Origin of the sequence: Phaeovulum sp. W22_SRMD_FR3, assembly GCF_052113705.1 — a bacterium.
Taxonomy (GTDB): Bacteria; Pseudomonadota; Alphaproteobacteria; order Rhodobacterales; family Rhodobacteraceae; genus JBGQOG01.
The window spans coordinates 64,982-87,578 of the sequence record NZ_JBGQOG010000009.1 but is presented as its reverse complement, the minus strand read 5'-3'; the positions used below and the strand labels follow the sequence as shown (position 1 = coordinate 87,578).

At 63.8% G+C, this 22,597-nt stretch carries 27 protein-coding genes; 13 read left to right on the top strand and 14 right to left on the bottom strand.

The genetic code is table 11. The features are described 5' to 3' along the window. Window positions 1-10: 10 nt before the first annotated feature. The 6 genes from ACEN2S_RS13315 (at window position 11) to ACEN2S_RS13290 (ending at window position 4,381) form a co-directional block, all read left to right on the top strand. Window positions 11-502 carry a Na+/H+ antiporter subunit E gene (locus tag ACEN2S_RS13315; protein WP_441866649.1) on the top strand — a complete coding sequence of 164 codons (492 nt, stop codon included), beginning with the start codon at window positions 11-13 and terminating at the stop codon, window positions 500-502. Next, window positions 499-768, top strand: coding sequence for a K+/H+ antiporter subunit F (locus tag ACEN2S_RS13310; RefSeq protein ID WP_441866648.1), 270 nt, complete (start codon window positions 499-501; stop codon window positions 766-768). Before ACEN2S_RS13315 ends, ACEN2S_RS13310 begins: the two co-directional genes overlap by 4 nt. Window positions 769-775: 7 nt before the next feature. Further along, window positions 776-1,192, top strand: a complete 417-nt coding sequence (locus ACEN2S_RS13305) for a Na+/H+ antiporter subunit G (protein ID WP_441866647.1) — start codon at window positions 776-778, stop codon at window positions 1,190-1,192. Between the two features lie 87 nt (window positions 1,193-1,279). Next, complete coding sequence (locus ACEN2S_RS13300; protein ID WP_441866646.1) at window positions 1,280-2,644, top strand: aspartate aminotransferase family protein; 1,365 nt, start codon at window positions 1,280-1,282, stop codon at window positions 2,642-2,644. An 11-nt stretch (window positions 2,645-2,655) separates the two neighbouring features. Next, window positions 2,656-4,050 (top strand): glutamine synthetase family protein, encoded by a 1,395-nt coding sequence (locus ACEN2S_RS13295; RefSeq protein ID WP_441866645.1) that lies wholly within the window; start codon window positions 2,656-2,658, stop codon window positions 4,048-4,050. Between the two features lie 163 nt (window positions 4,051-4,213). Beyond that, entirely contained in the window at window positions 4,214-4,381 is a 168-nt protein-coding gene (locus tag ACEN2S_RS13290; protein WP_441866644.1) for a hypothetical protein, read from the top strand. Between the two features lie 5 nt (window positions 4,382-4,386). Here ACEN2S_RS13290 and ACEN2S_RS13285 read toward each other — a convergent pair whose 3' ends face one another. The 13 genes from ACEN2S_RS13285 to ACEN2S_RS13225 form a co-directional block, all read right to left on the bottom strand. Further along, window positions 4,387-5,196 (bottom strand): division plane positioning ATPase MipZ, encoded by an 810-nt coding sequence (locus ACEN2S_RS13285; RefSeq protein WP_441866643.1) that lies wholly within the window; start codon window positions 5,194-5,196, stop codon window positions 4,387-4,389. A 114-nt stretch (window positions 5,197-5,310) separates the two neighbouring features. After that, window positions 5,311-5,724 (bottom strand): hypothetical protein, encoded by a 414-nt coding sequence (locus ACEN2S_RS13280; protein ID WP_441866642.1) that lies wholly within the window; start codon window positions 5,722-5,724, stop codon window positions 5,311-5,313. 254 nt (window positions 5,725-5,978) lie between these two features. Next, the gene (rpmE, locus tag ACEN2S_RS13275) at window positions 5,979-6,200 is read right to left on the bottom strand and encodes a 50S ribosomal protein L31 (protein ID WP_441866641.1); all 222 of its coding nucleotides are present in this window, start codon (window positions 6,198-6,200) and stop codon (window positions 5,979-5,981) included. A gap of 11 nt (window positions 6,201-6,211) precedes the next feature. Continuing rightward, window positions 6,212-6,583, bottom strand: a complete 372-nt coding sequence (gene rplS, locus ACEN2S_RS13270; protein ID WP_441866640.1) for a 50S ribosomal protein L19 — start codon at window positions 6,581-6,583, stop codon at window positions 6,212-6,214. A 49-nt stretch (window positions 6,584-6,632) separates the two neighbouring features. Next, window positions 6,633-7,397, bottom strand: a complete 765-nt coding sequence (gene trmD, locus ACEN2S_RS13265; RefSeq protein WP_441866709.1) for a tRNA (guanosine(37)-N1)-methyltransferase TrmD — start codon at window positions 7,395-7,397, stop codon at window positions 6,633-6,635. A gap of 158 nt (window positions 7,398-7,555) precedes the next feature. Further along, on the bottom strand, window positions 7,556-8,368 hold the full coding sequence (locus tag ACEN2S_RS13260; RefSeq protein WP_441866639.1) for a hypothetical protein: 813 nt from the start codon (window positions 8,366-8,368) through the stop codon (window positions 7,556-7,558). A 4-nt stretch (window positions 8,369-8,372) separates the two neighbouring features. Continuing rightward, on the bottom strand, window positions 8,373-8,882 hold the full coding sequence (rimM, locus tag ACEN2S_RS13255; protein WP_441866638.1) for a ribosome maturation factor RimM: 510 nt from the start codon (window positions 8,880-8,882) through the stop codon (window positions 8,373-8,375). Window positions 8,883-8,977: 95 nt separating this feature from the next. Further along, entirely contained in the window at window positions 8,978-9,337 is a 360-nt protein-coding gene (gene rpsP / locus ACEN2S_RS13250; RefSeq protein WP_441866637.1) for a 30S ribosomal protein S16, read from the bottom strand. Window positions 9,338-9,404: 67 nt separating this feature from the next. Then, entirely contained in the window at window positions 9,405-9,716 is a 312-nt protein-coding gene (locus tag ACEN2S_RS13245) for a chorismate mutase (RefSeq protein ID WP_441866636.1), read from the bottom strand. Between the two features lie 35 nt (window positions 9,717-9,751). Beyond that, entirely contained in the window at window positions 9,752-11,272 is a 1,521-nt protein-coding gene (gene ffh, locus ACEN2S_RS13240) for a signal recognition particle protein (protein ID WP_441866635.1), read from the bottom strand. 264 nt (window positions 11,273-11,536) lie between these two features. Further along, entirely contained in the window at window positions 11,537-12,130 is a 594-nt protein-coding gene (locus ACEN2S_RS13235) for an FMN-dependent NADH-azoreductase (protein WP_441866634.1), read from the bottom strand. Between the two features lie 264 nt (window positions 12,131-12,394). After that, complete coding sequence (locus tag ACEN2S_RS13230) at window positions 12,395-12,904, bottom strand: hypothetical protein (protein ID WP_441866633.1); 510 nt, start codon at window positions 12,902-12,904, stop codon at window positions 12,395-12,397. Between the two features lie 266 nt (window positions 12,905-13,170). Then, entirely contained in the window at window positions 13,171-13,668 is a 498-nt protein-coding gene (locus tag ACEN2S_RS13225; protein WP_441866632.1) for a hypothetical protein, read from the bottom strand. Between the two features lie 202 nt (window positions 13,669-13,870). Here ACEN2S_RS13225 and ACEN2S_RS13220 point away from each other — a divergent pair, with 202 nt between their 5' ends. Together ACEN2S_RS13220 and ACEN2S_RS13215 are read left to right on the top strand one after the other, a co-directional pair. Continuing rightward, window positions 13,871-14,809 carry a LysR family transcriptional regulator gene (locus ACEN2S_RS13220; RefSeq protein WP_441866631.1) on the top strand — a complete coding sequence of 313 codons (939 nt, stop codon included), beginning with the start codon at window positions 13,871-13,873 and terminating at the stop codon, window positions 14,807-14,809. 7 nt (window positions 14,810-14,816) lie between these two features. Further along, entirely contained in the window at window positions 14,817-15,728 is a 912-nt protein-coding gene (locus ACEN2S_RS13215; protein WP_441866630.1) for a DMT family transporter, read from the top strand. Window positions 15,729-15,791: 63 nt separating this feature from the next. Here the strand turns inward: ACEN2S_RS13215 and ACEN2S_RS13210 are convergent, their stop codons facing one another. Then, entirely contained in the window at window positions 15,792-17,762 is a 1,971-nt protein-coding gene (locus ACEN2S_RS13210; protein ID WP_441866629.1) for a protein meaA, read from the bottom strand. A 210-nt stretch (window positions 17,763-17,972) separates the two neighbouring features. Here ACEN2S_RS13210 and ACEN2S_RS13205 point away from each other — a divergent pair, with 210 nt between their 5' ends. The 5 genes from ACEN2S_RS13205 to ACEN2S_RS13185 all read left to right on the top strand — a co-directional run bounded on the left by ACEN2S_RS13205 (window position 17,973) and on the right by ACEN2S_RS13185 (window position 22,568). Continuing rightward, window positions 17,973-18,302 (top strand): hypothetical protein, encoded by a 330-nt coding sequence (locus tag ACEN2S_RS13205; protein ID WP_441866628.1) that lies wholly within the window; start codon window positions 17,973-17,975, stop codon window positions 18,300-18,302. Window positions 18,303-18,501: 199 nt separating this feature from the next. After that, the gene (ccrA, locus tag ACEN2S_RS13200) at window positions 18,502-19,788 is read left to right on the top strand and encodes a crotonyl-CoA carboxylase/reductase (RefSeq protein WP_441866627.1); all 1,287 of its coding nucleotides are present in this window, start codon (window positions 18,502-18,504) and stop codon (window positions 19,786-19,788) included. Between the two features lie 160 nt (window positions 19,789-19,948). Continuing rightward, window positions 19,949-21,511: an ATP-dependent DNA helicase gene (locus ACEN2S_RS13195; RefSeq protein WP_441866626.1), complete on the top strand. Its 1,563-nt coding sequence runs from the start codon at window positions 19,949-19,951 to the stop codon at window positions 21,509-21,511. Between the two features lie 87 nt (window positions 21,512-21,598). Next, the gene (locus ACEN2S_RS13190) at window positions 21,599-21,835 is read left to right on the top strand and encodes an Lrp/AsnC family transcriptional regulator (RefSeq protein WP_441866625.1); all 237 of its coding nucleotides are present in this window, start codon (window positions 21,599-21,601) and stop codon (window positions 21,833-21,835) included. Between the two features lies 1 nt (window position 21,836). After that, window positions 21,837-22,568 (top strand): SDR family oxidoreductase, encoded by a 732-nt coding sequence (locus ACEN2S_RS13185; RefSeq protein WP_441866624.1) that lies wholly within the window; start codon window positions 21,837-21,839, stop codon window positions 22,566-22,568. Window positions 22,569-22,597 lie beyond the last annotated feature (29 nt).

Below are 22,597 nucleotides of genomic sequence, written 5' to 3'. Positions count from 1 at the left end.
GAGAGCCAAGATGTTGCGCAAGATTTTCCCGCACCCGCATCTGTCGATCCTGTTGATCGTGGTCTGGCTGATGCTGGTGAACCAGTTGACCAAGGAAAGCCTGGTCTTCGCGGTGATCCTCTCGATCTTCATTCCGATGCTGACCGCCGCCTTTTGGCCCGACCGGCCCCGGTTGCGCAATCCGCGCGCGATCATCGGCTATGTCTGCATCGTGCTTTATGACATTCTGGTCGCCAATATCACCGTGGCCAAGATTATCCTGTTCATGAAGAACGAGGACATCCAGCCCGCCTGGATCGACGTGCCGCTCGACGTGACCAGCCCGGAGGCGATCACCGTTCTCGCGGGCACGATCACCATGACGCCGGGCACGATCACCGCCGATCTGTCGGCGGACGGGCATTCGCTGCTCGTGCATTGCCTGCATGCGCCGGACCCGATTGCGGTGCGTGACGACATCAAGGCCCGCTACGAGGCCCGGCTGAAGGAGATTTTCGAATGATCCACTATGCCCTGACCTTTGCCTATGGCTGCTTTGGCCTGGCTTTGCTTTTCAACCTCTTCCGCGTCGTGCGCGCGCCGGGGGTGACGGACCGCGTGCTGGCGCTCGATACGATGGTGATCAATGTCATCGCGCTGTTGATCCTGTTCGGCATCGACGAAGGCTCGGCGATGTTCTTTGAGGCCTCGGTCCTGTTCGCCATGGTCGGCTTTGTCTCGACCGTGGCCTACGCGAAATTCATCCTGCGCGGCGACATCATCGAGTGAGGGCATCATGGAACTGATCGCGGATATCATCATCTCGGCGCTTCTGGTCATTGCGGGGGTCTTCGGCCTCATCGGCTCTTACGGGCTGGTCAAACTGCGCGACCCGATGATGCGGCTGCATGCGCCGACCAAGGCGACCACGGTGGGGGTGGGGGGGGTGCTCCTCGCCTCGATGCTGTGGTTCTGGGTGCATGAGGGCAAATTCACCTTTCATGAGCTGATGATCACCCTCTTCCTGTTCCTGACCGCGCCGATCACGGCGCATTTCATCTCCAAGGCCAACATGCATCTGCTGTGGAAGGCCGAGGATCTGCCCCCGGCGGGCAAACCCGATGCGACGCCGGAAGAGCAGAACTGGGCCACCTTCACCGCCGGGACTGACACCGCCGCGGCGGCGCTGGCCGATCACCACAAGGCGCAGTAAGCGGCTGCCAAAGAGGCGCCTCGCGAGGGCGATTGACCTTGCCGGGGCCGCATGCTGATCTGGCGGCGGGTGATCTGGGGTATGCGGATGAGTGAGCATTTTGCCGGAGTTTCGCGGGCGCGGACCGAGGCTTTGCGCGCAGAGGCGGCGCGGGCCTATGCCGCCGCGCGGCCGCGCACGCAGGCCGCGCTGGCCGAGGGGGCGGGGGCCTATCTCGCCGATGTGCCGATGCACTGGATGCGCGACTGGCCGCAGCCCTTTCCGATGTTGGTCGCGCGGGCACGCGGCGCGCGGCTTGCCGACATCGACGGCCATCACCTTGATGATTTCTGCCTTGGCGACACTGGCTCAATGTTTGGCCATTCGCCCGCGCCGATCGCCCGGGCGATCCGGGCGCAGGCGGGGCGGGGCCTTACCTATATGCTGCCGACCGAGGATGCTTTGGCGGTGGGGCAGCTCCTGAACCAGCGGTTCGGCCCCCGGCGCTGGCAGATTGCCACCACCGCGACCGATGCCAACCGCTTTGCCCTGCGGGTGGCGCGGGCGGTGACCGGGCGGCGCAAGGTGCTGGTGTTCAACGGCTGCTACCACGGCACGGTGGATGAGGTGATGGTCTGTCTTGACGGTGGGCGCACCGTGGCGCGGCCCGGCCTTGTCGGGCAGGGCACCGATCTGACCGAGGGCGCGGTGGCGGTGGAATTCAACGATCTGGCCGCTGTTGAGGCCGCCCTCGCCACCGGCGACATCGCCGCTGTGCTGACCGAGCCGGTGATGACCAATTCCTGCATGGTGCTGCCCGATCCGGGCTTTCACGACGGGCTGCGTGATCTGACCCGGCGCCATGGCGCGCTGCTGGTCATTGATGAAACGCATACGATCTCCTCCGGGCTTGGCGGCTACACCGCCGTTCACGGGCTGGAGCCGGACATCTTCGTGCTGGGCAAGCCGGTCGCCGGGGGCCTGCCCGCCAGCGTCTGGGGAATGAGCGCCGAAGTTGCCGCCCGCTTTGCCACCTATGACGCCGCGCGGCCCTCGGGGCATTCCGGCATGGGCACCACCCTCTCGGCCAATCCGCTGCAATTTGCGGCCCTGCGCGCCTGTCTCTCGGAGGTGATGACGCCCGGGGCCTATGCCCGTATGGACGCGGGCGCCCGGCTGCTGGCGGCGGGCCTTGAACGGGCGATTACCGCGCATGGCGCCCCTTGGCATGTGGCGCGGGTGGGCGCGCGGGTGGAGTTCATCTGCGCCCCGGAGCCCCTGCGCAATGGCAGTGAGGCCGCCGCCGCGCATGTCCCGGAACTGGAGGCCGCCATCCACGCCGATCTTTTGAACCAGGGCTGCCTGATCGCGCCTTTCCACAATATGATGCTGGTCAGCCCGGCCACCAGCCGCGCGCAGATCACCCGTCTGATCGCGGCTTTCTCGGCCACGCTGGACCGCCTTTTCGACTGAAAGATTCTGACATGACCACCTCTCCCACCGGCTCGACCCCCGACGAAGCTGCCCGCTTTCTGGACGCGCATCCCGAGATCGAGGCCTTCGACATCGTGCTGACCGACGCCAATGGCATCGGGCGCGGCAAGATCATCCGCCGGCACGAGCTGATGGGGCTTTACACCGGCGGGCGGCATCTGCCGATCTCGATCCTCGGTCTCGATATCTGCGGCGAGGATGTGCATGAGACCGGGCTGATCTGGGATCAGGGCGATGGCGATCTGCGCGCCTGGCCGATCCCCGGTACGCTGAAGGCGATGCATGGCACCACGCCGCCGCGGGGCGAGCTGTTGATGAGCATGTTCCATCTGGATGGCAGCGTGATGACCTCGGACCCGCGCCACGCGCTGGTGCGGCAGGTGGCGGCGCTGGCGGCAGAGGGGCTGCATCCGGCGGGGGCGTTTGAGCTGGAGTTTTTCCTCCTCGATCCCAAGTTCGATGAACAGGGCTATGCGCGCCCGGCGGCGGCGGTGCTGGATGGGCGCCGCTCGGACAAGACCGAGGTCTATTCGGTGGACCATCTGCACGGGATGGAGCCTTTGTTCTCTGACATCTATCGCGCGGCGGCGCTGATGGACATCAAGGCCGAGACGGTGATTTCCGAATATGCGCCCGGGCAATATGAGCTGACGCTGCATTACCGGACCGATGTCTTGCAGGCGGCGGATGATCTGGTGCGGCTGAAGCGCATCGTGCGGCTGCAGGCGCGCCGGCACGGGGTGACCGCCTGTTTCATGGCGAAGCCGGTGGAGAAATATGCGGGTTCCGGCATGCATTTCCATGTCTCGATGCAGAATGAGGCGGGGGAGAACGTCTTTGCAGAGGCGGCGGCCGAGGAGGGACAATGGACCCCGGCGATCCGCCATGCGATCGGCGGGCTGCGCGCCACGATGGGCGAGAGCATGCTGGTCTTTGCGCCGCATGCCAACAGCTGGCGGCGGTTTGCCAATCAAAGCTATGCGCCGGTGACGCCGAATTGGGGGGTGAACAACCGCTCGGTCGCGCTGCGCATCCCGGCGGGGGACCTGCGGGCGCGGCGGATTGAGCACCGCCCGGCGGGGGTGGATGCCAACCCCTATCTGGTGGCGGCGACGGTGCTGGCGGCAATCCGGAAGGGGAAGGCCGAGCGGATTGATCCGGGGCCGGAAACCACCGGCAATGGCTATGACACCGAGGGTGATCTTTTGCCGATGCCGGGGGATTGGCGCGAGGCGATCCGGGCGGCGCAAGGCTCGGCGTTTCTGCGCGAGGCTTTGGGCGAGGATATGCACCGCACCTTCACCGCGATCAAAGCGGCGGAATATGCGCGGGTGGCGCGGACCATCGCGGATGTGGATTATGACCTCTATCTGCACACCGTGTGAGGCGGGGCAGAAGGGGGCGCTGCCCCCGCCGCCTGCGGCGTCTCCCCCGAGGTATTTTGACCAAGAAGAAAAGCCGTGCCTTAATCTGGCCCGAAAATGCCGCGTGAATGCCGGGGTCGTGCCCTTTGGCGGGCGGATTGCCGCGCGAAAACAAGGGGGTCCAATGGAGGAACCCAGTATGTCGCTCGCTTTGTCGCTGTTGCAGATGTTCGGTTTTGGCAATCGCGGGCTGGCGCCGGTGGTCGAGGCGCGGTTCCGGGCGCTGGCCACCGCCGAAGCGCGGTTGATGCCGCGCAGCCGGGCGGCGCTCTTCGTGCGTGCGGCCCGCTGACCCTGTCAGAAGGCCGGCGTGACGCCGGGCAGTTTCAGCTCGAGCATCAGGTCGCGCAATTCCTGCCGGGCGGCGATGTTCGACATGTTCAGGTTTTCAACGCCGACATCCTTGAGGTCGAGCAGGGTCAGGCCGCGGGGGAAGAGTTCGCGGAAGATGACGCGCTCTGAAAAGCCGGGGGCGACGCGGAAGCCGATGCGTTTGGACAATTGCTCGAGCGCGGCGCCGACCTTTTTCTTGTTGTGCATCTGCTGGGCGCCCAAACGGTTGCGCAGCACGATCCAGTCGATGGGTTTGAGGCCCGCGCGGGCGCGCAGCTGGCGGGCGTTCCACACCATTTCCGAATAGATCGAGGGGCCGATGACCTTGGAGGTCTCGGGATCGACGCGGGCCAAGAGGTCAAAGTCGATGAAGCTGTCGTTCAGCGGGGTGATCAGCGTGTCGGCCAGCGAATGCGCGACTTGGCTCAGCCGCGTATGGCTGCCGGGGCAGTCGATGATGATGAAATCACATTCGGTTTCCAGCGCGGCAACGGCGGTGGACAGGCGGTGGTCGAACGGGTTCTCGCCGGGATCGAGGGTGGCGCCGTCGGCCTCTGGCAGGTCGCGGTAGTCGATGCTGGGCAGATCCAGCCCTTCGCGGGCCATGAAAGCGTTGCGGTTCTCGACATAGCGGCCAAAGCTGCGTTGCCGCAGGTCAAGATCGAGTGCGCCGACCCGGTGGCCCATGCGCACCAGCGCGGTGCCCACATGCATGCAGGTGGTCGATTTGCCCGAGCCACCCTTTTCATTGCCCACAACGATGATATGCGCCACCGACGACCTCTTGTCTGTTCTTGTTCCGCGCTGCCCCCCAGCGTTCGGGACACTATATGTTGTGGGGAGAGGCAAGGGAAGCATTGGCGGGTTTTCGCCGGGGGAAAATGCCGTTCATGAATTTCCGGTACTGCAGCGTTCCAACATCTTCGTACAGGCCAAAGGCGGCCAATCCGCGCGATGCCAGCAAAAGTGGTTGGCATCAACCATTCGCAAATCCCACTCAACCGGGTTTCCCGCCTCGGTAAGGCGGGTTTCGCCCTCGATCCGGCTGCGGAAAGCGGTGTCTGTCAGGGTGACGACACGATAGACTGAGGGGTCGTGAGTATGCGCCCAACTGTAGGTCATCGTGCTCAGATCGGCCGAGAAGCGCAGGCTTTGGGGGTTTTGGGCGCAGCTGTTTTCACCGCTGGGCCAGCCCCATTGGCCGGATTCAAGCTGGTTTGTGACCGTGAAGTTTTGCGCGCAAATCGGGCCGGGGAGCAGCAGGGACAGGCTGATCAGGCAGGAAAAATGTATCGCTTTCATCAACAGGGCTCTCAAATGGGGGCTGGGTTCGGCTTTGGTCAAGATCGGGAGAGTCCGCAACCATCGACAGGGCGGTCAGATAAAGTGCAGGTTGCACGTTTTCGGATCTGCCGGGGCGTGTTTTCTCGGCACGGTTCTTTTTTGAGCGTTGCGCAGGGGGGGTGGCGTCGGCGGCATTGAACTTTGCGTCGCGGCTCCTTCAACGCAAAAGGCCCGCGGCGAAGCGCGGGCCTTTCGGAACAGATGCGGCGGGATCAGAAACCCAGGCCGGCGTATTTGTTCTTGAACTTCGACACGCGGCCGCCGGTGTCCATCAGACGGGCGTTGCCGCCGGTCCAGGCCGGGTGTGCCAGCGGATCGATGTCCAGCGCCATCTGGTCGCCTTCTTTGCCCCAGGTCGAACGCACCTGGAACACGGTACCATCGGTCATCTTGACGTTGATGAAGTGGTAATCGGGGTGAATTTCTTTTCTCATGATCCCGGTCCTCAGGCTTTGGGTTTGTAGTTGGTGACTTCGGCGATACGGGCCGATTTACCGCGACGGTCGCGCAGGTAGTAGAGTTTGGCGCGACGCACACGGCCACGACGCACAACTTCGATCGAATCGATGTTGGTCGAGTAGAGCGGGAACACACGTTCCACGCCTTCGCCGAACGAGATTTTGCGCACGGTGAACGAAGCAGCGAGCGTCGAGCCGCCTTTGCGGGCGATGCAGACGCCTTCATAAGCCTGCACGCGCGAACGGGTGCCTTCGGTCACTTTGTAGCCAACGCGGATGGTGTCACCGGCTTTGAAGTCCGGGATAGTCTTGCCGAGAGCAGCGATTTGCTCGGCTTCGATTTGCGCGATCAGGTTCATCGCAAGTCCTTTCAATTGCTCAGGGTTTACCCCCGAAGTGTGCGCCGCCTCAGAGCTCTTGGTCTTCACCCGGGTCCCTTCTGTGCTTTGCACAGAACGCCCGCCAGAGATCAGGTCGTCTTTCCTTGGTCAGCCTTTCGGCCATGGTCCGCCGCCAGGTGGCAATTTTCGCATGATGCCCGGACAGAAGAATTTCCGGGATGCTGCGGCCGTTCCAGGTGGTGGGTCTTGTGTACTGAGGATGTTCCAGAAGCCCGTCCGAGAAAGATTCCTCCTCGGTGGACGCCTGATTCCCAAGCACGCGGGGTATAAGCCGGACTGTCGCGTCGATCAAGACACTTGCTGCAATCTCACCGCCGGTCAGAACGAAATCTCCGATGCTGACCTCTTCGATGCCGTAATGTTCCATCACGCGTTCGTCCACGCCCTCGAAACGGCCGCAGAGAATGGTCATTCCGTCCGCCTGGCTATAGCGCTGGGCCATTTCCTGCGTCAGCGGTTTGCCGCGCGGCGACATGAAGATCACCGGCCATTTGGTACGCTCCAACGGGGTGCCGATGGCGGCCTGATCCAGCGCGCGGCCGACCACATCGGCGCGCAGCACCATGCCCGCGCCGCCGCCCGAGGGATTGTCATCCACATTGCGGTGCTTGCCCTCGCCAAAGGGGCGCAGGTCGATGGTTTCCAGCGCCCAGAGCCCCTCCATCAGCGCCTTGCCGGTCAGGCTGAGGCCGAGCGTGCCGGGAAAGGCCTCGGGGAAAAGGGTGATGATGCGGGCGCACCAGGCGCCTTTGACGCGCGGTGTGTCGGTCATCAGCTCGCGCGGTTTCAGCGAGGCCGAGATGCTGAGGCGGCCGTGCGATTTTTGCGGAGATGCCACGGTGCCGTGCGACTTCTGGCCAAGCGCCCGGCCTTCGGGGGCGGCATCGGCGCCGGGGACTGTGTCCGGGGTGTGGGGATCGGTCTCGTCGGTCATGCCGATTGTGCCTTTCGGGCCTTGGCCAGCAGGGCTTTTTTCTCTGCGGTCAGCGTGGTGCGGGGCAGGCCCGCTCGGTTGAGATCAAGCAGCGCTTGCGGCAGGTCCACCCCCGGCAGGCGCGGGCGGGCATTGGCAGGGGGCGTGGGGCGCAGGCTGGCGCGGCGCTCGTCCAGGACCCCGGCCAGATCGAGAAGCGGCGTCACCGGCCCCTGTGCCATTGCGGTGCTGTCCTCAAGCGCGATCATCTGCGCGGTCACCCCGGCGGGCAGGGCATCTTTGACGGCGTCGAAAATCGCATTGTGATCGGCCGCCTCCGGCAGATTGGCGGTGAAGGTCGCCAGATCCTCGGTCAGCGGCGTGTTGACCAGATATTGCCAATGCAGGCTTTCGATCCAGGGCGCGGCGGCGCGGGTCGAGAGATGCACCGTGATCTCGCTGCCCGCCCCCAGCACCAGTTGTGCTGTTTCGCAGAGTGCGGCGATCAGCGTGGGGGTGGCATCATAGTGCGTCAGCCCCATCCGCCCCGGCATATGCCCCGCCAGATCCTCGGCCGAGACGATCAGGCAATCGAGCGGGCCGAGGTGCAATTCTTCAAGATATTCCGCCCAGAACCCCTGCATCAGGCCCAGATCCAGCCGCCCGCGCCGCTTGGACCAGATCCGCGCGCTCTCGGTCACCGGCAGGATGTCGGCCTTTAGCGCGACATGCACCCTTGTGCCCAACCGCTCGCGGTTGGCCTTCAGCGCGGCTTGCACGCTGGAGGTGCCGGTCTTGTGGAACCCCGGATGCAGGATCAGCCGCGTCATGCGCCTACTCGGTGGCTTCGGGCGGATCGGCGATGATGCGCCGGGCCGTCAGGTCGACCGTGGGCACAATCGCGCGGGTAAAGGGCAAAAGCAGGGTCGATTTGCCGCCGGGGGTGTACACCTCAAGGATATCGCCCGCGCCATGGTCATGCACAGCGCGCACTTCACCCAGCAGCACCCCACCGGTGTCATAGACCGCGAGGCCGATCAGATCGGCATGGTAAAATTCATCATCGGGCAGGCGCGGAAGTTTGTCGCGGTCGGCCCAGAGGGTCACGCCTTTCAGCGCATCGGCCTCTTCCTTGGTGGCAATGCCAGTCATCCGCACGCCAAGGCCGCCGGTCACCGGCCGGGTCAGGGTGACGCCGAAGCTGCGCTTGCCGTCCTCGGTCCAGAGCGGGGCATAGTGCACGATGTCTTCGGGCACCGAGCAAAAGCTTTTCAGCCGCACTTCGCCCTTCACGCCAAAGGCGCCCGCGATGGCGCCGACACAGGTTCTGTCTTTGCTGCTCATGGCCGTTCCTTTCACGAAACAGCCGGGCGGAAGCACCGCCCGGCCGGATCTTTGTGCAATCTTGCCCGGCGAGGGGCAAGATCTGACGCGTCCGATTACTCGGCAGCTTCGGTTGCAGCAGCTGCTTTTTTGGCTTTTTCTTCAGCGCGTTTGGTGGCTTTCGCGCCCGGAACGGCCTTTTTCAGGTTGGCGCGTTCGGCTTTCGGCGCAGCACCAGCGGCTTCGAGGAAGCGGGCCACACGGTCGGTCGGCTGCGCGCCTTGGGCGATCCAGTACTGAACGCGCTCCATGTTCATTTTCACGCGCTCTTCGCTGTCTTTGGCCAGGAGCGGGTTGTAGGTGCCCAGTTTCTCAAGGAAACGGCCGTCGCGCGGCATGCGGCTGTCGGTCGCAACGATCGAGTAGTGCGGGCGTTTTTTCGAGCCACCACGGGCGAGGCGGATTTTCATAGCCATATCAGTATCTCCTATTCTGGCTGTGGGCGGGGCAGGTGCCCCGGCATTCGGGTCTTCGGTTTTTCGGTTATTTCTGCAACTTTTCGTGGTGGCGGATGACTTCCGAGATCACGAAGTTGAGGAATTTCTTGGCAAATTCTGGGTCGAGGTCGGCTTCTACCGCCAGACGTTCCAAGCGCTCTATCTGGTTGGCTTCCCGCGCGGGGTCCGAGGGGGGCAGCTCATGCTCGGCTTTCAGGCGGCCCACGGCCTGGGTATGGGCAAACCGCTCGGCCAGAGTAAACACCAGCACCGCATCCAGACGGTCGATGCTGGCGCGGTGGCGCGCAAGGATCTGTGCCGCGCGGACCGCGTCATCGCTCAGGGTGGTCTCGGTCATGCTGGCCTCCGACATGGGCTGGCTGTTGGCTTGGGTCATTTTTTCTTGCCCAGCCCCGACAGGCCGCCCGGCAGTTTCAGCCCGCCAAGGCCCGGCAAACCACCGAGGCCCCCGGGCAGCTTGCCGCCCATCTGGCCCAGCATCTTGGCGGCTTCTTCCATTTTCGCCGGGTCGAGGCCCTGCGCGGCATCCGGCAGACCGGCGCCTTTGCCGATCATATTGCCCATCGCCTGTTTCAGCATGCCGCCTTTGCCCATTTTACCGAGCTTTTTCATCGTGTCGGCCATCTGGCGGTGCATTTTCAAGAGCCGGTTCAGCTCGGCCACATCGAGACCTGCCCCCGCCGCGATGCGCTTTTTGCGCGAGGCGGCCAGCAGATCGGGGTTGGCACGCTCTTTCTTGGTCATCGAATTGACCAAAGCGATCTGGCGGCGGATCGAGCGGTCGTCAAAACCGGCCTGTTCGGCGGCTTTGGCCATTTTGCCCATGCCCGGCATCATCGACATCATGCCCTGCATGCCGCCCATTTTCAGCATCTGCTCCAGCTGTCCCTTGAGGTCGTTCATGTTGAACAGACCCTTCTGGAAGCGCTTCATCATCCGCTCGGCCTGCTCGGCCTCAAAGGTCTCTTGCGCCTTTTCCACGAGCGCGACGATGTCGCCCATGCCGAGGATGCGGCCCGCGACGCGCTGCGCTTCGAATACCTCGAGCGCATCCATCTTTTCGCCAAGGCCGACGAAACGGATCGGCTTGCCGGTGACCGCGCGCATCGACAGCGCGGCGCCGCCACGGCCGTCGCCGTCCATCCGGGTCAGCACGACGCCGGAGATGCCGACCTTGCCGTCAAATTCGGTGGCCACATTCACCGCGTCCTGCCCGGTCAGACCATCGACGACCAGCAGGGTTTCGCGCGGGTTGACGATGTCGCGCACCGCCTGAACCTCGTCCATCAGCACTTCGTCGATGTGCAGACGGCCGGCGGTGTCCAGCATATATACGTCATAGCCACCCAGGTTCGCCTGCTGCTTGGCGCGCTTGGCGATGTCCACCGGCTTTTGCCCCGGCACGATCGGCAGCGTATCAACGCCGATCTGCGTGCCCAGAATCGCCAGCTGCTCCATGGCGGCCGGACGGTTGACGTCAAGGCTGGCCATCAGCACGCGTTTGCCCTGCTTTTCGGTCAGGCGTTTGGCGAGTTTGGCGGTGGTGGTGGTTTTCCCCGAGCCTTGCAGACCCACCATCAGCAGCGCGGCGGGCGGGTTGTCAATTTTCAGCGCTTCGGATTCGCCATCCCCGGCCAGAACCGCGATCAGCTCGTCATGAACGATTTTCACGACCTGCTGGCCCGGCGTCACCGATTTGGTGACAGCCTGCCCCTTGGCCTTGGTTTCCACCGCCTTGATGAAATCGCGCGCCACGGCGAGCGACACGTCGGCATCCAGCAGAGCGACCCGGACTTCACGCAGCGCAGTCGCGACATCGGCCTCGGACAGCGCGCCTTGTTTCGTCAGCCGGTCGAAGACGCCACCAAGGCGTTCGGACAGGTTCTCGAACATTTCGCGGCCCTCCTTAGGCCTGGGGCAGATGCCGGAGATCCGGCGCGACTTTCGTGCCGGGAGACCGGCGGGTTCGGGGCCCCGAAGCATGGGGCAAACGACAATCGCGCCCGTGGGCGCAACGCGCTGACGGACGGCGATCCCTGCCTGCGGCGGGGACCGAAGGCAGTAAGGCCCTCGGGAATCTTGGCTGACTTAAGGAAAAAGGGCCCCGGAGTCAACCGGGGCCCTGTCTCTATATATATGCGGCAGAACCGGGATGGCTCAGGCGGCCAGTTCGGCGATCTGGGCTTCGGCACGGGCGACGGCCGCGGCTTCGTCCATCGCCACACCCTCTGCGGCCACAAAGGCCACATCGGTCACCCCGATAAAGGCGAGGACCTGACGCAGATAGGTCGAGGCGATGTCATAGCCCGAGCCAAACGGCACGCCGCCCGACGCATAGGCCACGATGGCGCGTTTGCCCTGAACCAGGCCTTGCGGACCGGCTTCGGTGTATTGGAAGGTTTCGCCGACGCGGGCGATCTGGTCGATCCATGCTTTCAGCGGGCCGGTGATGCCGAAGTTATAGACCGGCATGCCGATGACCAGCACGTCAGCGGCCTTGATTTCGGCGATCAGTTCGTCCGAGAGCGCCAGCGTCGCGGCCTGATCGGCGCTGCGGGCATCTTTCGGCGTATAGGCGGCGCCAATCCAGGTGCCGTCAATCAGCGGCACGCCGCCGTTGGCCACGTCACGCTCGGTCACGACCGAGCTGGGGTTATCGGCGAGCAGTTTGGCGATGATCTTGTCGGCCACTTTGCGGGTCACCGAAGCCGGGCCTTTGATGGACGAGTCGATGCGGAGGATCTTGGTCATGGTCAAATTCCTGTATGGGGGAGGGTGGGTTGTGTTCTGCCCTCAAAATGCGCTTTGGCCTGAAAAACGCAATTTGCCATCTGCGCACCGGTCTTGTGGGTGATTGCACAGAAGGTCCGGGGGCGTTCTGCGCATTTTCGCACAGAGAAACCCCCTGCGGCGCTGCCGGAGGGGGTTTGGGGTCTTACCGGCCTCTCTCCCGGGTAAAACGCCGGGAGAGAGGCGGGAGGCGGTCAGGCCGGGGAGGGGGCCCTACCGGCCTGTTCAGTCGTTGCGCGTGATCGTGGTCATGTCGGTCAGCTGCGCCAGCGTGTAATCCGAAGCATTGACCCCGGCCAGTTTCGCCAGCTGCTCTTTGCCCGCGCTGGCACCATTGGCGTCCATGCGGTCCTCATGGCTGAGGATATAGCTCACCACGTCCGGGTGGTTGTTGATCTGAGCGTCGCGCAGACGGATCAGCTCGGACTGGGTGTAAGCGCCCGGCTCAACACCTGCCAGTTTGGCGAGTTGCGCAACGCCTTGCGCCGGTTGCGACGAGCTGGACAGCGTCGCGTTGCTGGTGCTTGCGCTCTGGCTCAGGATGAAGGCCACGCGCTCGGCGTCATTGTCACGTTGAGCGTCGCGCAGTTCGACGAGCTGGGCCTGGCTGTAGGCGCCCGGGTTCACGCCAGCTTCGAGAGCGAGCTGCGCAACGCCCGGGTTGACCGATTGTGCAAAGGAGGCCGAAGACATGACGATCAGGGCCACCGAAGCGGCATAGGTACGGATAAGCATGGTATTACTCCACTTTTCAATAAGTTGGACCAACTGAGGGTCCGGTTGTGATGGGCGCGGTCTTACGGTTCTGCCGCGTCATTTGTTCGAGCCGTCTGGAGTGAGCTACGGTCGGCGCTGCCAGAAAGTTGCAGGCGCTGGCAAAGCTGTGGTCGGGGCGGGCTCGGAATTCTTTGCGCGTTCGTGTCAAATCAAACGCAGTGCAGTCTGGGTTCCGTCGCCTCGGCACGGCAATTTTGCGCGGCCGAGGTGACGAAGGCTTTCGCTCAGTCGCTGGCGGTCATGTCGGTCAGTTGGCTCAGCGTGTAGTCGGCGGCGTTGACGCCGGCGATGCTGGCCAGTTGCAGACGGCCTGCATTGGTCGCCGATTCCGTGGTGTCGCGGTTGCCATGGTTCAGGATGAACGCAACGGTTTCGGCGTCGCCGTCACGCTGGGCATCGACCAGTTGCGACAGTTCGGCGTTGGTGTATTGGCCGGGCGCAACGCCTGCCAGGCGGGCCAGTTGCACATTGCCGGTCGAGGGTTGCGACGCGGTGGACGCGGTGACGCCCGATTTCCCTTGGGCCAGGATGGCGTTGACGGTGGTAGAATCGTTGTCGCGTTGCGCGTTGATCAGTTCAACGATCTGGGCCTGGCTGTAGTTTGCCGGGTTCACACCAGCCTGGGCTGCCAATTGGGCAACGCCGGGGTTGATCGATTGTGCAAAGCCTGCAGAAGCCATGACTGCAAAGGCCACCGAAGTGACGAAAGTGTTGATACGCATTGGTAATCTCCGTTTTCTCTGTGGTGGATCCTTCTGGGATCCGAATGTCGGGGGCGGGAAGGTTCGGTTCTCGTCGCCTCGTGAGAAGTGAAATAGACCGTTCAGTTCGCTATTTCTAGTTCCCGAAACGGATGGTATGCTGTTCAAAATTGCACATCACACGGCTGTTACATTTCGGAACCGCCAGAGAGGCGTTAGGACAATGAGTTTCACGAATTGGGATGAAATCCGCACAGCTTTCCAGGTGGCGCGGATTGGCACGGTGTCAGGGGCCGCTGAAGTCTTGGGCGTGCACCATGCGACGGTGATCCGCCACATTGATGCGCTGGAGGCGCGGCTGGGCGCCAAGCTCTTTCAACGCCACCCGCGCGGCTACACCCCCACCGAGGCGGGGCGGTATCTTCTGGCGGTCGGGCAAACCACCGAAGACCAGTTCGCTCAGCTCTCGGCGCGCATCGCGGGTGCGGGCGAGGAGGTGGCGGGCGAGTTGATCATCACGGGCCTGCCGACGCTGTCGGCAATGGTGGTCCCGGCGCTGATCCGGCTGTCGGATGAATACCCCGGCCTGTTGCTGCGTTATATTACGGATCTGCGGGTGTTCCGGCTGGAATATGGCGAGGCGCATGTCGCCATTCGGGCGGGCACCCGCCCGAGCGAGCCGGACAATGTGGTGCAGCCGCTGTTTGACCGGCACACCGCGCTTTATGCCGCGCCCTCCTATGTGGCCAAGCACGGGATGCCAAGCACCGAGGCAGAGCTGGTGGAGCACCGCTTTGTCGGCCCCGAGAACCCCGAAAGCCGGGCGCCCTATTACCGCTGGCTGGCCGAGCGGGTGCCCAATGACCGCGTGGTGATGCGCACGAATGAGCAAGAGGCGATGCTCGCCGCGGTGGTGGGGGGGCTTGGCATCGGCTTTTTGTCGGTGCTGGATGCTCAGCCGCACAGTGAATTGGTCGAGGTGATGGCGCCGCAGATGGAATGGTCCGCACCGCTGTGGTTGGTGACGCATGTTGATTTGCACCGGACTCCGAAAGTTCAGGCGGCGCTCAGCGCCCTGAAGCGTGCCGCGAACAGCTGTCAGGAGGACCTGCCGGTGCCGCCGCGGGGCACGGGCAGCAGCAAAACGGCACGGTTGAGCTGATTCCCGGATGAGCCAAGCCTTTCGCGGCCATCTGGCCATGCTGACCTTTTCTGCGCTGGTCGCGGGGTCATTCTCTCTGGGGGCGCTGACGGCGCCCCTTATTACGCCCACGGCGCTGAACACCATGCGGTTTGCGCTGGCCGCGGGATTGGTGATCGGCCTCGCGCTGTTTCAAATGCGTGCCGCCCGCGCGCAGGGGGAGGCAGAGCCGCGCCCGGGCAGGGCAGATCCGTTCCGCGCCCCCTGGCGCTATGCGATTCTGGGGCTGCTCTACGCCCTCTATTTCGTTTTGATGTTCGAGGCGCTGAAAACCGCGGCGCCGGTTTCCGTTTCGGCGGTTTTCACGCTGACCCCGCTGATCGCCGCGGGCTTTGGCTATCTGCTGCTGCGCCAACGGATGACCGCGCGAATCGCACTGGCACTGACATTGGGTGCGGGTGGCGCGCTCTGGGTCATTTTCCGGGGTGATATGGCGGCGCTGCTGCGGTTTGATCTGGGGCGGGGTGAGGCGATCTATTTCCTCGGCTGCGTCGGCCACGCGCTCTACACACCCTTGGTGCGCAAATTGAACCGCGGTGAACCGGCCCCGGTTTTCACCAGCGGCATTCTCACCGCCGCCACCATTCTTCTGGGCCTGTGGAGCCTGCGCGACATCGCCGCGACGGATTGGGCCGCACTGCCCGCCGTTGTCTGGATCACCATTGTCTATACGGCGGTCTTCGCCACCGCCGCCTCGGCAATGATCCTGCAATATGCCAGCCAGCGCCTGCCCTCGGCCAAAGTGATGGCCTATACCTATCTGACGCCGGTCTGGGTCATCTTGTGGCAAACCGCGCTGGGCCAATCCGGCCCCGGCTGGATCATCCTGCCCGGCCTCGGCGCAACCCTCGTCGCGCTGGCCCTCTTGCTGCGCGACTAGGGCTTGCTTCGGCCAAATATCCCCGCCGGAGGCCCTGGTTCGGGCCTCCGCGCAGAGCATGGCTCATTGCGCCGCGATCGGTTCCGGTGCCGCCAGCGCCACGATGTCCATCATGATCCGGTTCAGCTCGAAATCCTTGGGCGTGTAGACCGCCGCCACGCCAAAACCGCGCAGCGTCGCGGCATCCTCGTCGGGGATGATACCGCCGACCAGCACCGGAATTTCCAGCCCCGCCGCCCGCATCCGCGCCATCACCTCTTCGATCAGCGGCAGATGGCTGCCCGAAAGGATCGAGAGCCCGAGCACATGCGCACCCTCTTCCCCGGCGCGGGCCACGATCTGCTCGGGCGTCAGCCGGATCCCCTCATAGGTGATGTCCATGCCGCAATCGCGGGCGCGAAAGGCGATCTGCTCGGCGCCGTTCGAATGGCCATCAAGGCCCGGTTTGCCCATCACGAATTTTAGCCGCTTGCCCAGGCGACGCGAGGCGGCATCCACTGCCGCCCGGATATCCTCCAGCCCCTCGGTGCGGTTGGAGGGGCTCTGCGACACGCCGGTCGGGCCGCGGTATTCGCCATGCACCTGCCGCATCACGCCCGCCCATTCGCCGGTGGTCGCCCCCGCCTTGGCGGCTGCGATCGAGGCGGGCATGATGTTCTCGCCCGCCGTCGCTGCGGCCCGCAGGGCGGTCAGCGCGGCGGCCACTTCGCCCGCATCGCGCGTGGCGCGCCAGGCGTTCAGCCGCGCGATCTGATCCTCCTCGACCCCCGGTTCCACCACCATGATGCCGCCATCACCGGCGGTCAGCGGCGAAGGCTCGCCCGCCTGCCAGCGGTTGACGCCGACCACCACCGTCTCATTCGCCTCGATCCGCCCCAGCCGCGCGGCATTGCTCTCGACCAGACGTGATTTCATATAATCGATGGCCGCAATCGCGCCGCCCATCGCCTCCAGCGTCGCCAGCTCTGCCCGCGCGCCCTCTTTCAGCGCCGCCACCTTGCGCTCCACCGCCGGATTGCCGTCGAAAAGGTCATCAAATTCCAGCAGATCGGTCTCATAGGCCATGATCTGCTGCATCCGGAGCGACCATTGCTGATCCCAGGGCCGCGGCAGGCCCAAAGCCTCGTTCCAGGCGGGCAGCTGCACCGCGCGCGCCCGGGCGTTCTTCGACAGCGTCACCGCCAGCATCTCGATCAGGATCCGGTAGACGTTGTTTTCCGGCTGCTGCTCGGTCAGCCCGAGGCTGTTGACCTGCACGCCGTAGCGGAAGCGGCGGTATTTTTCCTCTGCAATGCCATAGCGTTCGAGGCAAATCTCATCCCACAGCTCGGTGAAGGCGCGCATCTTGCACAGCTCGGTCACAAAACGGATGCCCGCATTGACGAAGAACGAGATCCGCCCCACCTGCGCCGGGAAAGCCGCGGGATCGACCTTGGCCTTCAGGTCATCCAGCACCGCCACCGCGGTCGCCAGCGCAAAGGCCAGCTCCTGCTCCGGCGTCGCCCCCGCCTCTTGCAGGTGATAGGAGCAGACGTTCATCGGATTCCATTTCGGCAAGGCCCGCGCCGTATAGGCCGCCACATCGGTGATCATCCGCAGGCTGGGCTTGGGCGGGCAGATATAGGTCCCGCGCGAGAGATATTCCTTGATGATGTCGTTTTGCACCGTGCCTTGCAGCTTGGCGACATCCGCCCCCTGTTCCTCGGCCACCGCCACATAGAGCGCCAGCAGCCAGGGCGCGGTGGCGTTGATCGTCATCGACGTGTTCATCTGCTCCAGCGGGATCTGGTCAAACAGCATCCGCATATCGCCCAGATGGCAGACGGGCACCCCCACCTTGCCCACCTCACCGCGCGCCAGCACATGGTCGCTGTCATAGCCGGTCTGGGTCGGCAGATCGAAGGCCACCGACAGGCCGGTCTGCCCCTTGGCCAGATTGCCGCGGTAGAGCGCGTTGGATTTCGCCGCCGTCGAATGCCCGGCATAGGTGCGGAACAGCCAGGGTTTGTCACGCTGGATTGGTTGCGGTGCCATTGTCTCGCTCATGCCGGATCTCGCTTCTTGCGGTAAGAATGTTTCGCATACTCCCCGATTATGCGAAATAATGTGTCCCTGTCAATTCGCTGCGATGCGGCGCGGCGCTGCAATGCCGCATTTGAAGATTCTGGTTGATTTTACCTCACGCCCGATCACAGATCATCACAGCGGCGTGATGTGTCTGCGCCGCATTTGGGGGGTAACAGAATGACGATGTCTATCAGGTCGATCCTTGTGGCGGGACTGCTGATCGCCACCACTGCCGTGCCGACCCTTGCGCTCGACCGGCGGGTCAAGATTGTGAACAACACCGGCTATACGATGACCGAATTTTATGGGTCCAACAAAGGCACGGACTCCTGGGAGGAAGATATTCTGGGCGCCGATGTGCTGCCATCCGGCTCCAGCGTGATGATCAATTTCAACGATTCGTCGGGCTACTGCAAATTTGACTTCAAGGCGGTGTTTGAGGACGGCGATGAGCTGGTCCGCCAGAATGTGAACGTCTGCGAACTCGGCACTTTCACCTATAACTGACCCGTGCATCTGCGGCATGGCGATCCGGACGGGCAGCGAAAGCTGCCCGTTTTTTCATGCGCAGCAAGAATTTCTGCATCCGCTGGGTTATAAAATTTCAAAAAGCAAAACTTAAGGATTGCATTGTTGCGCGGCCAAAAGTATTTCATCAGGTAATCCGCGCCGATTCTGCGCCGCGGCATCTGATGGAGGATAGAATATGGCTCTGGATGTGAAGCCCGAGATTGCCCCGTATGACGCTCCGGTGAAGGATCTCTATGCGGTGGGTGAAATGCCGCCTCTGGGTCATGTTCCCGCCAAGATGCACGCCTGGGCGATCCGGCGTGAGCGCCACGGCGAGCCGGATCAGGCGATGCAGCTTGAGGTGGTCGATACCCCCAGCATCGACAGCCATGAGGTGCTGGTGCTGGTGATGGCGGCGGGCGTCAATTACAACGGCATCTGGGCCGGTCTTGGCGTGCCGATCAGCCCGTTTGACGGCCACAAGGCGCCCTATCACATCGCCGGTTCCGACGCTTCGGGCATCATCTGGGCGGTGGGCGACAAGGTGAAGCGCTGGAAAGTCGGCGATGAGGTGGTGATCCACTGCAATCAGGACGATGGCGACGACGAGGAGTGCAACGGCGGCGATCCGATGTTCTCGCCCACCCAGCGGATCTGGGGCTATGAGACCCCCGATGGCTCTTTCGCGCAATTCACCCGCGTGCAGGCGCAGCAGCTGATGCACCGTCCCAAGCATCTGACCTGGGAGGAAAGCGCCTGCTATACGCTGACGCTGGCCACCGCCTACCGGATGCTCTTTGGCCACCGGCCGCATATCCTGAAGCCCGGCGACAATGTGCTCGTCTGGGGGGCCTCGGGCGGCCTCGGCTCTTATGCGATCCAGCTGATCAACGCGGCGGGGGCCAATGCGATCGGCGTGATCTCGGAAGAGGACAAGCGCGAGTTTGTCATGAGTCTGGGCGCCAAGGGCGTGATCAACCGCAAGGAATTCAACTGCTGGGGCCAGATGCCCACCGTCGGCACGCCGGAATACAATGCCTGGTTCAAGGAAGCGCGCAAATTCGGCGCGGCGATCTGGGAAATCACCGGCAAGGGCAACAATGTCGACATGGTCTTCGAGCACCCCGGCGAAGCGACCTTCCCGGTCTCGGTCTTCGTGGTGAAGCGCGGTGGCATGGTGGTGATCTGTGCCGGGACCACCGGCTTTAACCTGACCTTTGATGTGCGCTATCTCTGGATGCACCAGAAGCGGGTGCAGGGCAGCCATTTCGCCAATCTCAAACAGGCATCGGCGGCGAACAAGCTGATGCTAGAACGTCGGCTTGATCCTTGCATGTCCGAGGTGTTCCCCTGGGCCGAAATTCCGCAAGCCCATATGAAGATGTACAAAAATCAGCACAAGCCCGGCAATATGGCCGTGCTGGTGCAAAGCCCGCGCGCCGGGCTGCGCACCTTGGAAGATGCCTTGGACACTGAGGTTTAAGTCCCACCCTCAGCATCCAGCATGACCCGGCCCCGAAAGGGTGCCGGGTCTTATTATTTGCCCCCGAGGGTCCCCGCGCGCGGCTTTTGTGCCCCGAGGTGGCCCCCTGCCGGTGCGCCGCCTCTTCCCCCGCCCGCCGCCCGGCCTTATGGTCGCCGCCATGAGCGATCTTTTCCCCCAGCCCGCCCCGAAACTGACGGTGCAATTCTCCGAGGATCAGGCCGAGGCCTGGGACCGGATCGCCGCTGCGCTGGAGGCGGCTGGGGTTGATATCCTCTCGGGAAGCTACGATTCCGATCCCGGCTCGAACCGGGTGCTGGCGGTGATCGGCAAGGCGGGCTCGGGCAAGACCTTGCTGCTGGCCGAGCTGTACCGCGCACTCGAAGCCTGCGGGATCGAGATTGTTTCGGGCGACTTCGAGGGCAAAAAGCGCAAGGACAAGCGCACGCTTGCCATTCTCGCCCCCACCAACAAAGCGGCCAGCGTCTTGCGCAACCGTGGTGTGCCCGCCACCACCATTCACCGCATTCTCTACACCCCGGTTTATGACCCGGAATATGAGAAGATCGCCGAATGGCTGGCCGGGCAGGGCGAGCGGCCCAAGGTGGATATGCTCGGCATCAACGGGCTGACCGAAGAGGCGCTCGACCGTGCCAAGGCGTTTTACGAGACGGTGAAGTCGATCCCGGCGGCGCTGGCCTCGGCGGGTCTGCGCGGCTCGGATTTCATCCGGGGCTGGAAGCGGCGCGAAGATCCGCTGGATATCGGCTTTGTCGATGAAAGCTCGATGCTGGACGAGCGGCAGTTCGACGATCTGCGCGAGATTTTCCCGACCCTGATCCTGTTCGGCGATCCGGCGCAGTTGGCCCCGGTCGGCCTTTCCGGTGAAATGGTATTTGACCGGCTGCATGAGGATCGCAAGCTGATCCTGCACCGCATCCACCGGCAAACGGCGGACAATCCGATCCTGGATCTCGCCCATGCGCTGGCCGATGACAGCCTGACCTTTGAGCGGTTTGAGCGGATGGTCGAGGATGCCGCCAAACGCGATCCCCGCGTGGTCTGGGCCGAGCGGGTGGAAAGCGATCTGATGGCGCGCAGCCCGGTTCTCGTCTGGCGCAACGCCACCCGCATCCGGCTGATTCAGGCCTTCCGCAACGCGCATGGCGCGCCGATGGACGCGCTTTTGCCGGGCGAGCCCTTGATCTGCGACGGGATCGAACTGCCGTTGAAACACCGCAAGAAGCGGATTGATCTGGAGGCGCGCGGCCTGATCAAGGGCGCGCAGGTCATCTATCTCGGGCCCGGCAAAAAGCCCGGCTTCTCGCGGCTGCATGTGATGGGGGCGGAAGATCCGCGCATCTCGGCGGCCTCGATCGTGAAAATCGAGCTGCCGGATGAAGAGGAACCCTTCATCCCCTATGCCGCCCGCATGGGGGCCGCGTTTTTGCATGGCGCGGCGGTGACCATCCATAAAGCCCAAGGCAGCCAATGGGATACGGTGCAGGTCTTTGCGCCTGACCTTTACGCCGCCGCCCGCGCGGGCCGCAATGAGGCGGGGATTCCCCTGTGGAAACGTCTGGCCTATGTGGCGATCACCCGCGCAGAGAACCGCCTCTTGTGGGTGGTGCGCAACCGCCTCTCGCGCCCGTCGTCACCGCTCTCAACAGAGGATCTGCCGCGCCCGGCCGCCGCGCTGCAGCTGATCCGCGAAGAAGAGTGATCGGGCTTTCGTCCGGCCGCCGCCGGGGCTAGGCTTTGCCCAAACCATTCGGCCACCCTCTCGTGGCCACATCACTCGGGGGATCCCATGCGCTGCGTCTTCGTTCAGTTCCGTTGCCTGCCCGGCAAGACCTATGAGGTGGCGGATGCCATCTATGACCGCGAAGTGGTCAGCGAGCTCTACTCGACCTCGGGGGAATATGACCTGATCGCCAAGATCTACATTCCCGAAGAGGCCGATGTCGGCCATTGGCTGAACGAGCAGCTGTTTGACATTCCCGGGATCAGCCGCACGCTGACCACGATGACCTTCAAGGCGTTCTGACATGCAGACCATCGTCATCACCGGCGCCAGTGCCGGCATCGGGCGCGCCACCGCCGCGCGGTTCCTTGCGGGGGGCTGGAATGTCGCGCTGATCGCCCGGCGCGGCGATCTTTTGCTGGAGATGGCCGAGGGGCACAGCGCCCTGGCCTTGCCCTGCGATGTCACCGACATTCACGCGGTCGAGGCGGCCTTCATGGCCACGGCAGAGGCCTTTGGCCGGGTCGATGCCCTGTTCAACAATGCGGGTCTGTCGCGTCCCGCCGGGCTGATCGACGAGATCCCCTATGAGGATTGGACCGCGACGCTGGGGGTGAACTTGACCGGCATGTTCAACTGTGCCCGCGCCGCCTTCCGTCAGATGCGGGTGCAAAAGCCGCAGGGCGGGCGGATCATCAACAACGGCTCTATCTCGGCGCATGCGCCACGGCCGGGCTCGGTCTGCTACACCACCACCAAACATGCGGTGACCGGGCTGACCAAGACGCTGGCGCTCGATGGGCGTCCGTTTGACATCGCGGCGGGGCAGATCGACATCGGCAATGCCCGCACCGAGCTTGCGGCGAAAATGGAAACCGGGGTGACGCAGGCCGATGGTTCGGTTCGCGCTGAGCCGATGATGAGCGCGACCGAGGTGGCCGAGGCGGTCTGGCATATGGCGGGGCTGCCGCTGTCGACCAATGTGCTGAACATGACCATCATGGCGCGCGACATGCCCTTTGTCGGGCGCGGCTGATCTGCCGGGCGGGGCGGGTTGCCCCGCCA